The organism is Micromonospora sp. CV4, from assembly GCF_003667455.1.
GTDB lineage: Bacteria > Actinomycetota > Actinomycetes > Mycobacteriales > Micromonosporaceae > Micromonospora.
In genome coordinates this window covers 63,061-76,001 of the sequence record NZ_RCVI01000261.1, presented here as the reverse complement: position 1 = coordinate 76,001, position 12,941 = coordinate 63,061, and the positions used below count along the sequence as shown (strand labels likewise).

Sequence of the window (12,941 nt, the reverse complement as noted above, 5' to 3'; positions counted from 1 at the left end):
CTGGTGCCCGTGAGTACGCCGACCCGGGTCTACATCGCCCGCCTCGCCGGAGTCGCCGTCTTCGATCCGAACGGTGACCAGGTGGGCCGGGTTCGTGACGCGGTGGCGCGGCTGCGGGCGACCAAGCGTCCCCCGGAGGTCGTGGGCCTGGTCGCCGAGATGCCGATGCGCCGGCGGATCTTCCTGTCCATCAACCGGATCACCTCCATCGACGCGGACGCCGTCGTGCTCGGCTCCGGCACCCTCAACCTGCGGCGCTTCGAGAAGCGCCCGAACGAGCTGCTGGTGTTGCAGGAGCTGCTGGACCGACGGGTGCAGCTCGACCCGAACGGCCAACCGGGAGCGGTGGTGGACGTCGCCATGGAATGCTCCCGGGGCGGCGAGTGGTCCCTGACCCGGGTCGCGGTCCGGGAGCAGACCAACCGGCTCACCCGCCGCGGCCACCTGCACCAGGTGGAGTGGGACCGGGTGCGCGGGCTCAGCGGCATCGCCGACAACCGGGGTACGGCGAATCTGCTCGCCGTACTGGAGGACATGCGCCCGGCCGACCTGGCCAACGCATTGCAGGACCTGCCCGACGCGCGGCGCAACGAGGTCGCGGCCGCACTGGACGACGAGCGGCTGGCCGACGTGCTGAGCGAGCTGCCGGAGCACGACCAGGTGGAGATCCTCGCCGCGCTGGACCGGGAACGGGCGGCGGACGTGCTGGAGGAGATGGACCCGGACGACGCGGCGGACCTGCTCAACGAGCTGCCCCCGCCGGAGCAGGACGTGCTGCTGGACCTGATGGAGCCGGACGAGGCCGACCCGGTACGCCAGCTCCTCAAGTACACGCCCGGCACGGCGGGCAGCGTGATGACCTCGGAGCCGGTCATCCTGCCGCCGGACGCCACCGTCGCCGAGGCGCTGGCCCGGATCCGGGAGCCACAGCTCTCCCCCGCCGTCGCGGCGCAGGTCTTCGTGACCCGGGCACCGCAGAACACCCCGACCGGCCGGTACCTGGGCATGGTGCACTTCCAGGCGTTGCTGCGCGAACCCCCGGCCGACCTGCTGGGCAAGGTGGTGGTCAACGACATCGACCCGCTGCGCCCCACCACCCCGCTACCGGAGATCACCCGCCGGATGGCCACCTACGACCTGGTCGCCATGCCGGTGATCGACCGGAACAACCGGCTGGTCGGCGCCGTGACGGTGGACGACGTGCTGGACCATTCACTCCCCCGGGACTGGCGGGACCGGGACGCCCTGAGCACCCTGAACGCCGCCGAGCCGACGCCGGACGACGCGGATGGCTGACCAGCGGCGGGGCGAACGGCTCGACCAGCCACGCGAGCCCCGAGGTATCAAGCTGCCCCGGTTCGACGCGGAAGCGTTCGGCCGGTGGTCCGAGGGCATCGCCCGCGGCATGGGCACCGCGAACTTCATCGTCGTCATGACCGTGGTGATCGCGATCTGGTTCGGCTGGAACACGCTGGCCCCGGCCGATCTGCGCTTCGACCCGTACACCTTCACTTTCCTGACCCTGGTGCTGTCGTTGCAGGCCAGCTACGCGGCGCCGCTGATCCTGCTGGCGCAGAACCGGCAGGCCGACCGGGACCGGGTGGCGTTGGAGGAGGACCGGCGGCGGGCCACCGCGCAGAAGGCGGACACCGAGTACCTGGCCCGGGAGATCGCCGCGCTGCGCATCGCGCTGGGCGAGGTGGCGACCCGGGACTTCCTCCGCTCGGAGCTGACCCGGCTGGCCGAGGAGCTGGACGAGGCGGGGCAGCGTCGGCAACGGTTGGAGCGCCGCCAGCAGGAGAAGGAGAGCCGGCAGGAGAGGCGCGGCCAGCGGCCGACCGACGGCGTCGGGCTGGACGAACCCCGCGACGACCTGGACAGCGACGTCGCCCGCGACACCCGACCGGACGGCACCGGGTCCCGCCCGCACGGCGGCTGACCGGAGGACCCCGAGCGGGTCATCGATTCGCTCACACCGTTCCCGGCCAGCGGCCGGAGCGGATGCCCCGCGACGTAGCATTGCGGGCATGTCAGCACCCGTCAGCACCGTCGAGGACGCGATCCAGGCCGCCCTGGCCACCGTCAACGACCCGGAGATCCGCCGGCCGATCACCGAGCTGGGCATGGTCCGCTCCGCCACGATCGGCGCCAGCGGCGTCGTACGGGTCGAGCTGCTGCTCACCGTCGCCGGCTGCCCACTCAAGGACAAGCTGCGCACGGACATCACCGCCGCAGTGGCTGCGGTGCCCGGGGTGACCGGCGTGGAGATCGACTTCGGTGTGATGAGCCCCGAGCAGCGGCAGTCGTTGCAGTCGCAGCTGCGCGGCGGGGGTGCCAGCGAGGAGCCGGTCATCCCGTTCGCCCAGCCCGGCTCGCGGACGCGGGTGTACGCGGTGGCCAGCGGCAAGGGTGGCGTCGGCAAGTCCAGCGTGACGGTCAACCTGGCGGCGGCGCTGGCCGCCCGTGGCCTCTCGGTGGGTGTTGTCGACGCGGACATCTACGGCCACTCGGTGCCCCGGATGCTGGGCGCGGACGGTCGGCCGACCCGCGTCGAAGACATGATCATGCCGCCGCAGTCGCACGGCGTGAAGGTGATCTCGATCGGCATGTTCACCTCCGGCAACGCCGCCGTGGTGTGGCGCGGCCCGATGCTGCACCGGGCGTTGCAGCAGTTCCTGGCCGACGTCTACTGGGGCGACCTGGACGTGCTCCTGCTCGACCTGCCCCCGGGCACCGGCGACGTGGCCATCTCGCTGGCCCAGCTGCTGCCCAACTCGGAGATCCTGGTGGTCACCACCCCGCAGGCCGCCGCCGCCGAGGTGGCGGAGCGGGCCGGCGCGATCGCCCTGCAGACCCACCAGCGGGTGGTCGGCGTCATCGAGAACATGTCCTGGCTGGAGCTGCCGGACGGCTCCCGGATGGAGATCTTCGGTGCCGGCGGCGGCGCCGCGGTCGCCGAGTCGCTGAGCCGGACCATCGGCGCGCAGGTGCCGCTGCTGGGTCAGATCCCGCTGGACACCCGCGTCCGGGAGGCCGGCGACGCCGGTGACCCGATCGTGCTGGCCGAGCCGGAGTCGCCGGCCGCGCAGGCCCTCGGCACGATCGCCGACCGGCTCGCGGTGCGCCGCGAGTCGCTGCTCGGAAAGCCGCTCGGCCTCAAGCCCGCCGGGCGCTGAGCGCCCGGTCCGTCGTTCACCCGCCGGCCCCAGCGGCCGGCGGGGCCGGGCCGGTCAGGTGGCGGGCCGGTCAGGTTGTGGGCCGGTCAGGTGGCGTCGTCGTAGCCGGCTCGGGGAGCCGGCGCCGTCGGGGCGCTGGTGGCCGTGCCGGACCGGGTCCCGTTCGACCGCACGTCCGCGGCGTTGGCCACGTCCTTCAGCTCGTTGTGCACCCCGCCGACATCGGCACGCAGGTTGTCGTAGACGCCCTGCAACGGCTTACGGATCGCCGCCTCGTCCTCCTCGCTGAGGAGGTGCTTTCGGATGAAGGCCTTCGGGTGCAGATCCTCGAGCTGGATGTCGGTGCCCAGCTCACGACTCAGGTCGCCGGTGGCGTTGCGGGCCATGTTGCGCAGGTTGCGCACCAGCCGCAGGCCGTCGGTGATCACGGCGGGCAGCCGGTCACCGAAGATCAGCAGCGCCAGGAGCAGCAGCGCACCGATCTCCCACCAGTTCAGGTTGTCGAACATCCCGCGGGCCTCCTATCGGCGTCAGCAGCAAGACTACGCACGTCGGACGGCTTTCGGGCAGGGGGTGACCCGCTGTTCACTTGGCATCGGCGGCAAGGGTCACCGAGGTGTTCTGCCGGTCGGCGCCACGCCGGTATTCGACGGTCACCACCGATCCGGGTGCGAACTTGCGGACCAGGGCGATCAGGTCCGTCGGCTCGGTCATCGGCCGGCCGTTGAGCTTCAGGATCACGTCGCCGACCCGCAGCCCCGCGCCGGCCGCCGGACCGGACGGCTCCACCGCGGCCAGCCGTACGCCGCCGCTGGCTCCCGCGCCCGGGCCGCCGACCTGGGCGCCGATCACCGTACGCCGGGCCTTCCCGGTGCCGATGATGTCCTGGGTCACCCGTTTGGCCTGGTTGATCGGGATGGCGAAGGCGAGCCCGATGTTGCCGGCCTCCTGCCCCTCGGCGACCAGCGACTTGATGGTGGAGTTCACCCCGACCACCCGCCCGGCGCCGTCGACGAGCGGGCCGCCCGAGTTGCCGTGGTTGACCGCCGCGTCGGTCTGGATCGCCGCGTAGTAACGCACCGGACCGCCCGGCTCGCCGGCCTGCATCGTCCGGTCCAGGGCGCTCACGATGCCGGCGGTGACCGTGTTGGCCAGCGAGAGCGGTGAGCCGATGGCGAGCACCGGGTCGCCGACCGCCAACGCGTCGGAGTCGCCGAACTCCACCGGCCGCAGCCCCGTCCGGCTGACCTTGATGACCGCGATGTCCGACTCCGGGTCCTGACCGACCACGGTCGCCGCAGCGGAGCTGCCGTCGTTGAAGACCACCGAGGCCTTTCCGCTGCCGCCGGCCACCACGTGGTCGTTGGTGATCACGTGCCCGTCGGCGCTGGCGATGAAGCCGGAGCCCTCACTCGTCCCGCCGAGGCTGCTCACCCGCACGGTGACCACGCTGGGCAGGACCCGTTCGGCCACCCCGGCCAGGGACTCCGGCTTGCGCTGGGCCAACGCCGGCGGCTGCGCCGGCTCGGCGCCGAGCACCGTTCCGCCGGCCCCGCCACGCACCGCGAACGCGTAGCCCAGCGCGCCGCCGAGGGTGCCGGCCAGCAGCGCGGTGATCACCGGGATGAGCAGCAGGTGCCGCAGCCGCGGCCGGCCCGGCGCATCCGGGTCGGTGACCGGCTCGGGCTCGGTGCCCGCCGCCACCACCCCGGGCACCACCACCGCCGTCGGCGCCGCCGGATCCCGCCACGGATCGGCGAGCGCGTCGGACCACCACGGCGATGTGCCGGCAACGCCGGACGCGCCCGGCGCCGGCCAGGTCGCCGGCGGCGTAGTCGATGCCGGCCAGGTCGCCGGCGGCGCTGTCGATGCCGGCCAGGTCGCCGGCGGGTTCCCGGCCGTCGATTCCCCGCCCGGCGACGCCGCGGGCACGCTGTCGGCCCCCGGCGCGGTCGGCGACCCCGCCGGCGGAGCCTCTGCCCCGGGCGGTCGCGCCGGAGCCGGAGTCTCACCGCCCCGGCGCCAGTCCCAGCCGTCGGTCACGTCGGTGCCTCCCAGTCCGTCCCCGGATCCCGCGCCGCGTCGTCCGGCCACCGACCGGCGCGGTCGCGGCTGACGGGATACCGCCTCCAGGATTGCACGGATACACGCGGTGGAGTCAGCGCTTGCCCCCGGTGATCGCCCGGGGTGGAGGCGCGGCTGCGCCGCGCGGCGGTCGCCTCTACGCTCACAGTGCCAACCCGCCCCCGCACCACGCACCGCCCCCGGAGGTGCCCCATCGCCACGGTCGCCGGTTCCGGCAGTTCGACGACCCAGGCTCAGCAGTTCGCCGAGTCGTACGTCACCGAGGATCTCGTCCTGCGCACCGCCCGCAGCCTGGCCCACGAGGTGGGCCTCGACGCGGTCACCCCCGGCGCCGGAGCGGCGCTCCGGCTGCTGGCTGCGGCCGGCAACGCCCGCGCGGTGGTGGAGATCGGCACCGGCACCGGGGTGAGCGGTCTCTGGCTGCTGCGCGGCATGCGCGTCGACGGCGTGCTCACCACCATCGACGTGGAGGTGGAGCACCAGAGGATCGCCCGGCGGATCTTCAGCGAGGCCGGCTTCGCCGCCGGCCGTACCCGCATCATCACCGGCCGCGCCCTCGACGTGCTGCCCCGGCTGGCCGACGGGGCGTACGACCTGGTCTTCGTGGACGCCGAGGCGACCGGCTTCCACGCCTGCGTGGAAGCCGCGTTACGGCTGCTGCGCCCGGGAGGCGTGCTCGCGCTCAACGGCATGCTGGCCGGCGGCCGGATCGGTGATCCGGCCGCCCGGGACGCGGAGACCGTGACGGTCCGGGAGACGATCAAGGCGGTGCGGGAGTCCGAGCACTGGATCCCCGCGCTGCTCCCGGTCGGGCACGGGGTGCTCGCCGCCGTGAAGTGCTGACCCCGGTCAGTCGACGCTGGCCAGCCACCGCAGGAGCGAGCGGACGCCCCAGCCGGTCGCACCGCGGCTGACTTCGGCGTGGTCGCTGTCCGCCCACGACGGGGCGGACATGTCCAGGTGCAGCCAGCGGTCCCGGAGCTCGCCGGTGAACTCGCGCAGGTAGAGCGCGGCCACCACCGACCCGGCGCCCTGGGTCGGCGCGCTGTACAGGTCGGCGATCTCGCTGCCCAGGTACTCGGCGTAGTCGGTGGGCAGCGGCATCCGCCAGGCCGCCTCGCCGGCTGCCTCGGCCGCGGCCAGCACATCGGCGGCGAGCCGGTCGTTCTCGCTGTACAGGGCGGCGGTCCGCTTGCCCAATGCCACGGCGTTGGCCCCGGTGAGGGTGGCCAGGTCGATCAGCAGGTCCGGCGCGAGCTGCTGCACCGCGTACGCCAGCGCGTCGGCGAGGACCAGCCGGCCCTCCGCGTCGGAGTTGGTCGTCTCGCTGGTCGTCCCGCCGTAGTGCCGGACGACGTCGCCGGGGCGGAACGCCGAGCCGCTGACCATGTTCTCGGCGAGGGGGGCCAGCGTGGTGACCCGGATCGGCAACCGCAGCGTCGCGGCGCCGAGGGTGGCGGCGACGACCGCGGCCGCGCCGGCCATGTCCTTGCGCATCAGCTTCATCGCCGGCACCGGCTTGATCGAGATCCCGCCGGTGTCGAAGGTGATGCCCTTGCCGATCAGCACCACATGGGTACGTGCGTCGGCCGGGTGCCAGTCCAGTTCGACCAGGCGGGGGCCGCTGGCCGAGCCGCCGCCCACGGCGAGGATCCCGCCGAAGCCCTCGGCGGCCAGCTCGTCCGGCCCACGGACCCGCAGGCGCAGGTCCGGCAGGTCAGCCGCGGCGGAGGCCACCTGGTCGGCGAACCACTGCGGGTTCTTCACGGAGGAGGGCATGTTGGTCAGGTCGCGGGCGAGGCGGGTCATCGCGGCGGTCGTTTGAGCCGTGGCGATGGTGGCCTCGTGCGCGGCCGGGTCGGCGAGCAGCAGGTCGACGCCGGCGAGCGCGGGCGGGTCGCCGGCCTCGGTCAGCCGGAACCGGTACGAGGCGAGCAGCAGCCCCTCGGTCAACCCGCGGACCGCGGCCGCCGTCACCTCCTCCGGGAGCGCGAGAGTGATGTACGTCTCATCTGCGGCGGCGCGAGCCAGGGCCGCGCCGGCGGTCCGCCAGGCCGCCTCGCCGCCGTCACCGATGCCGAGCAGCAGCAGCCGGCCGGGGGTACGCCCGGGGCGCAGGTGGGTGCGGATCTCGCCGGCCCGCCCGGTCAACCGGGCGACCGGCGCCAGCGCGGCGGCCTCCTCGGCGGTGCCGTCCGGCAGGGCCACAGCGGTGGGCGCAGGTTCGGCAGAGGCGTCGCCGTCCGCCGGCTCAGCGGCGGGACGGACGGGCAGAACGAGGACGTCGAGCCGATCGGGCTCGGCGATCGGACGGATGGCGAGCACGCGGAACCGCACCTCCAGAAAGTGTCGCGGAGCGGGACTGGACCCGTCTGTCCGCACAGATGAAGACCCTGAGCCACCGGCGATGCCGGTGGCTCAGGGACCGAGGAAGGTTCCGGGCGGCGTACGCCGCCCGGACCAGTCCCCACTCAGCCGGCGGCCGCCTTCAACGCGTCACCGAGCGCGTTGGCCTCGTCGGGAGTCATCTCGACGACGAGCCGGCCACCGCCCTCCAGCGGGACCCGCATGACGATGCCCCGACCCTCCTTGGTGACTTCCAGCGGACCGTCGCCCGTCCGCGGCTTCATCGCCGCCATGTTGTCTCCCCTCAGACCTACACCAGGGTCGGTGGGTTGCCCCACAGCCACTTCGTCACGACCACCCGCAACGGTCGCGGGGGTGTCGACCAACGATTTTCCCTGATGAACACCGCCGGACCCAAACCGGAGCAGCATTGATGTAACAGCATCTAGCTTATCTTGAGAAGGCCTGTCACAATGTGCGGTCATGCAGGCACGGTCGGCACTCTTCGACCTGTACGGCGACCACCTCCGACCGCGGGGTGGCCGGGCACCGGTCGCCGCCCTGGTCAAGCTATTGGCGCCGTTGGGAATCGCGCCACCCGCAGTGCGCACCGCCGTGTCCCGGATGGTGCGTCAGGGCTGGCTCGATCCGCTCCGGCTGGCGTCCGGACCGGGATATTCGATCACACCGAAAGCCGCCCGCCGACTGGACGAGGCGGCGGCCCGGATCTACCGGACCGGCCGGGTCAGCTGGGACGGCCGGTTCGATCTGCTCGTCCTGGAGGCTCCCGGCTCCCGGCGGGACCGGCAGCGGCTCGCCGCCAACCTCAGCTTCCTGGGCTACGGCACGCTGGACGAGCAGACCTGGGTGGCCACCCGGCCCGCTGAAGACGTCGACCTGCTGCTCGCCGAGGCCAATGTCCGATTCGAGCGGTTCACCGCCTCGCACTTCGCGGGCACCCCGGGCGCGATGGGCGTGGTCCGCCGAGCCTGGAACCTGAGCGAGATCGGCCGCGCCTACGAACGGTTCGTCGCGGACCAGCGCCCGCTGCTCGGCGCGGTCACCGCACGCAGCAGCGACGAGGAGGCGTACGCGGCCCGGTTCCGGCTCGTGCACGCGTGGCGTACGTTCCTGTTCCGGGACCCGCAGCTGCCCCCGGCGCTGCTGCCCGAACGCTGGCCCGGCACCGCCGCGGCCAGTTTCTTCGACCGGCACGCGGCCCGCCTGCGTCCGGCCGCTGACCGGTACGTCGAGCAGTGCCTCGACGCCGGCAACCGCATCGTCCGACAGAAGGGTCGTTAGACACGTGACCGAGCCGCTGCTGGTCGACCGGACCGACGCCGTCGTCACCATCACGCTGAACCGGCCTAAGGCGATGAACGCCCTCGACGTGGCGCTCAAGGAGGCGCTGCGGGACACTCTCGCGGAGCTGGAGACCGACCGGTCCTGCCGGGCGGTCGTGCTTGCCGGCGCGGGTGGGTCGTTCAGCGCCGGTCAGGACCTGCGCGAGCACGTGTCGACGCTGGAGAGCGGTACGGGCAACCCGCTGGACACGGTCCGGGCGCACTACAACCCGATCGCCGCCCGACTGGCCAACCTGCCCAAGCCGGTGGTGGCCGCGGTCCGTGGGATGGCCGCCGGGGCGGGCGCGTCGCTGGCCTTCCTCGCCGACATCCGGATCGGTGGCCCGACCACCAGCTTCCTGATGGCCTTCGCCAAGGTCGGCCTCGCCGCCGACACCGGCGCGTCCTGGACGCTGCCGCGCCTGGTCGGCCACGCCAAGGCGGTGGAGCTGCTGATGCTGGCCGAGCCGGTACGCGCCGAGGAGGCCTGCCGGCTGGGGCTGCTCAACCGGCTGGTGGACGACGACGAGCAGGTGCTGCCGACCGCGCAGGAGTTGGCCGCGCGCCTCGCCGCCGGCCCCACCGTCGCGTACGGGGCGATCAAACGACAGCTCTCCATCGCCGACGCCGGCACCCTCGCCGACGCGCTGGCCGCCGAGGCGCAGGCACAGTCGATCTGCGGTGCCACCGCCGATCACCGGTCGGCCACCCTCGCCTTCGTCGCCAAGCAGAAACCGGTCTTCGAGGGACACTGAACGCGATTCGGATCCCGCCCTTACCGCCCTCGAACACGGGCCGCCTAGCGTCGACCACATGACCGACCGTGAAGCGGTGGCGCACCTGCTGCGCCGAGCCACCTTCGGGCCGACCGCCGACGAGGTGGACGCGGCCGAGCGGGCCGGGCCGGAGGCCACCCTGGCCGGCCTCCTGAACCGGAACCGGGCGGACCGGGGTGCGGCCGCCACCCCGGTCCCGGCGTTGCCCCCGGACCCGTACGCCGCGCTGACCAGGGAATCGAGCCGCGAGCAGCGGCAGAAGGCGAACGCGGAGCGCCGGGAGCAGCTGCAACGGTTGACCCTCTGGTGGCTGGACCGGATGGTGGCCGCCGAGGACGGGCTGAGCGAGAAGCTGCTCTTCTTCTGGCACGGGCACTGGGCGACCAGCGCCCAGAAGGTCAAGTCGGCGCGGGTGATGCTCGGCCAGTTGGAGACGCTGCGCCGGCACGGGCGGGGACCGCTGGGCCCGCTGGTCACCGCGATGGTGCGCGATCCGGCCCTGATCATCTGGCTGGACGGGCAGAAGAACACCCGCAAGGCCCCGAACGAGAACCTGGCCCGCGAGCTGATGGAGCTGTTCACCCTCGGCATCGGCAGCTACACCGAGGCGGACGTGAAGGCCGGCGCGCGGGCGCTGACCGGCTGGGTCGTGGACCGGCGCACCGGCACCGTCCGGTTCGAGACCCGCCGGCACGACTCCGGGGAGAAGACCATCCTCGGGCACAGCGGCCGGTTCGACGCCGAGGCGTACGCCGGGCTGCTGTCCGCCCAGCCCGCGGCGGCGACGTTCGTGGCGGGCCGGCTCTGGTTCCGCTACGCCGGCGCCGACGTCCCGGCGCCGGCCGGGTTGGCCGGCGCGGACACCGTCGCCACCCTCCGCACGCTGTTCTCCTCGCCGGCCTTCGCGCAGACCCGGGGCACCCTGGTCAAGCAGCCGGTGGAGTGGGTCGTCGGCGCGCTGCGGCAACTCGGCGTACGGCCCTCCGCCCTGCGCGAGGAGCAACGCAAACAACTGCTGGCCGGCCTGAACGCGCTGGACCAGGTGCCGCTGCGGCCGCCCAGCGTCGGCGGCTGGCCGGCCGGGGCCGCCTGGCTGACCACCTCGTCGTTGCAGGCCCGACTCCGGATGGCCGGGATGCTGGCCGCCGCCGTGACGCCGGCGGTGCTGGAACGGCTGACGGCCGCGCCCGCCGCCGGCCGGCCGGACGCCCTGGCCCGGCTGCTGGTCGTGGACGGATGGGGTGCGCGGACCCGGGCCGCCCTGGCCCCGCTGGCCGGCGAGCCCCGGAAGCTGCTCGCGGCAGGCCTGGTCAGTCCCGAGTACACCGTCAGCTGAGCCGAGGAGTCGACAGATGGACACCCTGACCCGACGGAAGTTCCTGCTCACGAGCGGAGTGGTCGGCGCGGGCGCACTGGCCGCCGGGGCCGGCGCCTACGGCCTGCGGGACCTGCTGGACACCGCCGGGGACCGCGATCCGCAGTCCCGCACGCTGGTGCTGGTCACCCTCTACGGCGGCAACGACGGTCTGAACACCGTGATCCCGTACGGCGACCCGGCCTACCGGGCGGCCCGCCCGGAGCTCGCGTACCCGGACGGAGAGGTGCGCCGGCTGGACGACGACTTCGGTCTCAACCCGGCGCTGGCTGGCCTGCACCAGCGCTGGTCCGGCGGCGGGCTGGCGATCGTGCGCGGAATCGGCTACCCGAAGCCGGACCGCAGCCACTTCCGGTCCATGGACATCTGGCACACCGCACAACCGGACCGGCCCGGCAACACCGGCTGGCTGGGTCGCTGGCTGGACGGGGCGGGCGGGGACCCTCGGCTCGCGGTCTCCTTCGAGCCGGCGCTGCCGCCGCTGCTGGCCGGGGCGCGGAGCGCGGGCGCCGCGGTGCCCGTGGCCGACCGGAAGGCCGCCAAGGGGCTGCCAGCGGCGACGCTGACCGCGTTCGCCGCGCCGGAGGCGGGTGAGTCGGCGGCTAGGAGCCGGGCCGCCGCCTGTTTCGCCGACCTGCGCTCGGTGGACGAGATGATCCGCCACGTCCGTGACTCCGCGGCGACGGACGCGGCGGACCCGGACGGCGACCAGGCGCCGGCGACGGCCACCGGCGGGGCACGGACCCCCCTGGACGCGCAGCTGGACCTGGTCGCGCAGTGCGTCGAGGCCCAGGTGTCCACCCGGGTCTTCTCGGTGTCCCTGGGCGGCTTCGACACGCACGCCGACGAGAAGCAGTTGCAGGCCGTCCTGCTCGGCCAGGTGGACCGGGCGCTGACCGGCTTCGCGGACCGGATGAGCCGGACCGAGGCGGGCCGGAAGGTGGTGGTGGCGGTCTACTCGGAGTTCGGCCGCCGGGTCCGGGCCAACGCCTCGGACGGCACCGACCACGGCACCGCCTCCGACATGCTGCTGCTCGGCGCCGGAGTGCGCGGCGGCTGGCACGGCGCGCCGCCCAGCCTCACCGACCTCGACGACGGGGACCTGAAGTACACGACCGACTTCCGGGACGTCTACGCCACGCTGCTGGAGCGCGTGCTGGACACCGACCCGGGCTCGGTGCTCGCCGACTGGCGGGGGCGGCTGGACGGCCTGTTCTAGTCGTCCTCTTCCGGGTCCTGGTTGGCCTCCGCGCCCAGCACGAACGCCTGCATGGCCAGCTCGTCCCCGGAGGGCGACACGAAGGCCGGCAGCTCACGCGGCCCCAGCTCCTGCACGTAGGACCAGAAGAGCCGGACCGCCTCGGCCGGCGTGCCGGCCTCGATCGGCAGGTCGAGGCTGACCAGCCAGGTGCGCCGCGCCGGGGGCGGACCGAGCCGGTCGGCCAGCGCCCGGAAGGCCACCGGGTCCAGCGCGGTGAGGGGCCCGTCGAGCGTCAGCCGGTCGGCCGGCACCGGCTCGTCGAAGGCCCGCCGGGTGTACGCCACGACGAGCGTCCCGGGCTCGACCGGCGACTGCGGGTCGTCCGGGTCTTCGCGGTGCCGTTGGGCCGGCGCGGTGACCCGGCCGAGCGCCACCAGCCGGGGCGGCGTGTCGGCCAGCACCGCCACCTGATCACCCGGGCCCGGTCGGCTGACGCCCGTCACCCCGGTCAGCTCCAGCGTGTCGTGGTGCACGAGCCGCTCGGCCTCGTACCGCTCGGCGGGCAGCAGCAGCGCCCAGGTGCCCGTCCCGTCGACGTGGCCGGCCTCGCCGGCCCGGTGCGCGGTCTCGGTCGTCATG

Annotated in this window: 13 protein-coding genes; 8 read left to right on the top strand and 5 right to left on the bottom strand. The window is 73.8% G+C overall.

Annotated elements, in window-relative coordinates; genetic code table 11:
- Positions 1 to 9 precede the first annotated feature (9 nt).
- The 3 genes from EAD98_RS15465 (at position 10) to EAD98_RS15455 (ending at position 3,176) form a co-directional block, all read left to right on the top strand.
- Positions 10 to 1,296, top strand: coding sequence for a CBS domain-containing protein (locus tag EAD98_RS15465; RefSeq protein WP_121654756.1), 1,287 nt, complete (start codon positions 10 to 12; stop codon positions 1,294 to 1,296).
- Positions 1,289 to 1,939: a DUF1003 domain-containing protein gene (locus EAD98_RS15460; protein ID WP_121654755.1), complete on the top strand. Its 651-nt coding sequence runs from the start codon at positions 1,289 to 1,291 to the stop codon at positions 1,937 to 1,939. Before EAD98_RS15465 ends, EAD98_RS15460 begins: the two co-directional genes overlap by 8 nt.
- Before the next feature lie 88 nt (positions 1,940 to 2,027).
- Positions 2,028 to 3,176: an Mrp/NBP35 family ATP-binding protein gene (locus EAD98_RS15455; RefSeq protein ID WP_121654754.1), complete on the top strand. Its 1,149-nt coding sequence runs from the start codon at positions 2,028 to 2,030 to the stop codon at positions 3,174 to 3,176.
- An 86-nt stretch (positions 3,177 to 3,262) separates the two neighbouring features.
- Here the strand turns inward: EAD98_RS15455 and EAD98_RS15450 are convergent, their stop codons facing one another.
- Together EAD98_RS15450 and EAD98_RS15445 are read right to left on the bottom strand one after the other, a co-directional pair.
- Complete coding sequence (locus tag EAD98_RS15450) at positions 3,263 to 3,685, bottom strand: preprotein translocase subunit TatB (RefSeq protein ID WP_121654753.1); 423 nt, start codon at positions 3,683 to 3,685, stop codon at positions 3,263 to 3,265.
- 76 nt (positions 3,686 to 3,761) lie between these two features.
- On the bottom strand, positions 3,762 to 5,219 hold the full coding sequence (locus EAD98_RS15445; RefSeq protein WP_121654752.1) for a S1C family serine protease: 1,458 nt from the start codon (positions 5,217 to 5,219) through the stop codon (positions 3,762 to 3,764).
- Positions 5,220 to 5,453: 234 nt separating this feature from the next.
- Here EAD98_RS15445 and EAD98_RS15440 point away from each other — a divergent pair, with 234 nt between their 5' ends.
- Positions 5,454 to 6,104, top strand: coding sequence for an O-methyltransferase (locus tag EAD98_RS15440; protein ID WP_255421257.1), 651 nt, complete (start codon positions 5,454 to 5,456; stop codon positions 6,102 to 6,104).
- 6 nt (positions 6,105 to 6,110) lie between these two features.
- On the opposite strand, the gene EAD98_RS15435 is transcribed toward EAD98_RS15440, so the two are convergent.
- Positions 6,111 to 7,586 (bottom strand): M17 family metallopeptidase, encoded by a 1,476-nt coding sequence (locus tag EAD98_RS15435; protein ID WP_121654779.1) that lies wholly within the window; start codon positions 7,584 to 7,586, stop codon positions 6,111 to 6,113.
- A gap of 146 nt (positions 7,587 to 7,732) precedes the next feature.
- Positions 7,733 to 7,900, bottom strand: coding sequence for a DUF3117 domain-containing protein (locus tag EAD98_RS15430; protein ID WP_007455245.1), 168 nt, complete (start codon positions 7,898 to 7,900; stop codon positions 7,733 to 7,735).
- 190 nt (positions 7,901 to 8,090) lie between these two features.
- On the opposite strand from EAD98_RS15430, the gene EAD98_RS15425 reads away from it, so the two are divergent.
- From EAD98_RS15425 to EAD98_RS15410, 4 genes are read left to right on the top strand one after another with little or no spacing between them, the layout of a single operon-like run.
- Positions 8,091 to 8,909 carry a PaaX family transcriptional regulator C-terminal domain-containing protein gene (locus tag EAD98_RS15425; protein ID WP_121654751.1) on the top strand — a complete coding sequence of 273 codons (819 nt, stop codon included), beginning with the start codon at positions 8,091 to 8,093 and terminating at the stop codon, positions 8,907 to 8,909.
- A 4-nt stretch (positions 8,910 to 8,913) separates the two neighbouring features.
- Entirely contained in the window at positions 8,914 to 9,705 is a 792-nt protein-coding gene (locus tag EAD98_RS15420; protein ID WP_121654750.1) for an enoyl-CoA hydratase/isomerase family protein, read from the top strand.
- A 58-nt stretch (positions 9,706 to 9,763) separates the two neighbouring features.
- Positions 9,764 to 11,062 (top strand): DUF1800 family protein, encoded by a 1,299-nt coding sequence (locus EAD98_RS15415; RefSeq protein ID WP_121654749.1) that lies wholly within the window; start codon positions 9,764 to 9,766, stop codon positions 11,060 to 11,062.
- Between the two features lie 16 nt (positions 11,063 to 11,078).
- On the top strand, positions 11,079 to 12,320 hold the full coding sequence (locus EAD98_RS15410; protein ID WP_121654748.1) for a DUF1501 domain-containing protein: 1,242 nt from the start codon (positions 11,079 to 11,081) through the stop codon (positions 12,318 to 12,320).
- On the opposite strand, the gene EAD98_RS15405 is transcribed toward EAD98_RS15410, so the two are convergent.
- Positions 12,317 to 12,940 (bottom strand): hypothetical protein, encoded by a 624-nt coding sequence (locus tag EAD98_RS15405; RefSeq protein WP_121654747.1) that lies wholly within the window; start codon positions 12,938 to 12,940, stop codon positions 12,317 to 12,319. The genes EAD98_RS15410 and EAD98_RS15405 overlap by 4 nt on opposite strands.
- Position 12,941: the final 1 nt, after the last annotated feature.

What these genes read in the sequence shown, in the direction of transcription:
- EAD98_RS15460 (WP_121654755.1), top strand. Translation starts at nt 1,289, where the DNA reads ATGGCTGACCAGCGGCGGGGCGAACGGCTCGACCAGCCACGCGAGCCC.
- EAD98_RS15455 (WP_121654754.1), top strand. Translation starts at nt 2,028, where the DNA reads ATGTCAGCACCCGTCAGCACCGTCGAGGACGCGATCCAGGCCGCCCTG.
- EAD98_RS15450 (WP_121654753.1), bottom strand. Translation starts at nt 3,685, where the DNA reads ATGTTCGACAACCTGAACTGGTGGGAGATCGGTGCGCTGCTGCTCCTG.
- EAD98_RS15430 (WP_007455245.1), bottom strand. Translation starts at nt 7,900, where the DNA reads ATGGCGGCGATGAAGCCGCGGACGGGCGACGGTCCGCTGGAAGTCACC.
- EAD98_RS15425 (WP_121654751.1), top strand. Translation starts at nt 8,091, where the DNA reads ATGCAGGCACGGTCGGCACTCTTCGACCTGTACGGCGACCACCTCCGA.
- EAD98_RS15415 (WP_121654749.1), top strand. Translation starts at nt 9,764, where the DNA reads ATGACCGACCGTGAAGCGGTGGCGCACCTGCTGCGCCGAGCCACCTTC.
- EAD98_RS15410 (WP_121654748.1), top strand. Translation starts at nt 11,079, where the DNA reads ATGGACACCCTGACCCGACGGAAGTTCCTGCTCACGAGCGGAGTGGTC.
- EAD98_RS15405 (WP_121654747.1), bottom strand. Translation starts at nt 12,940, where the DNA reads ATGACGACCGAGACCGCGCACCGGGCCGGCGAGGCCGGCCACGTCGAC.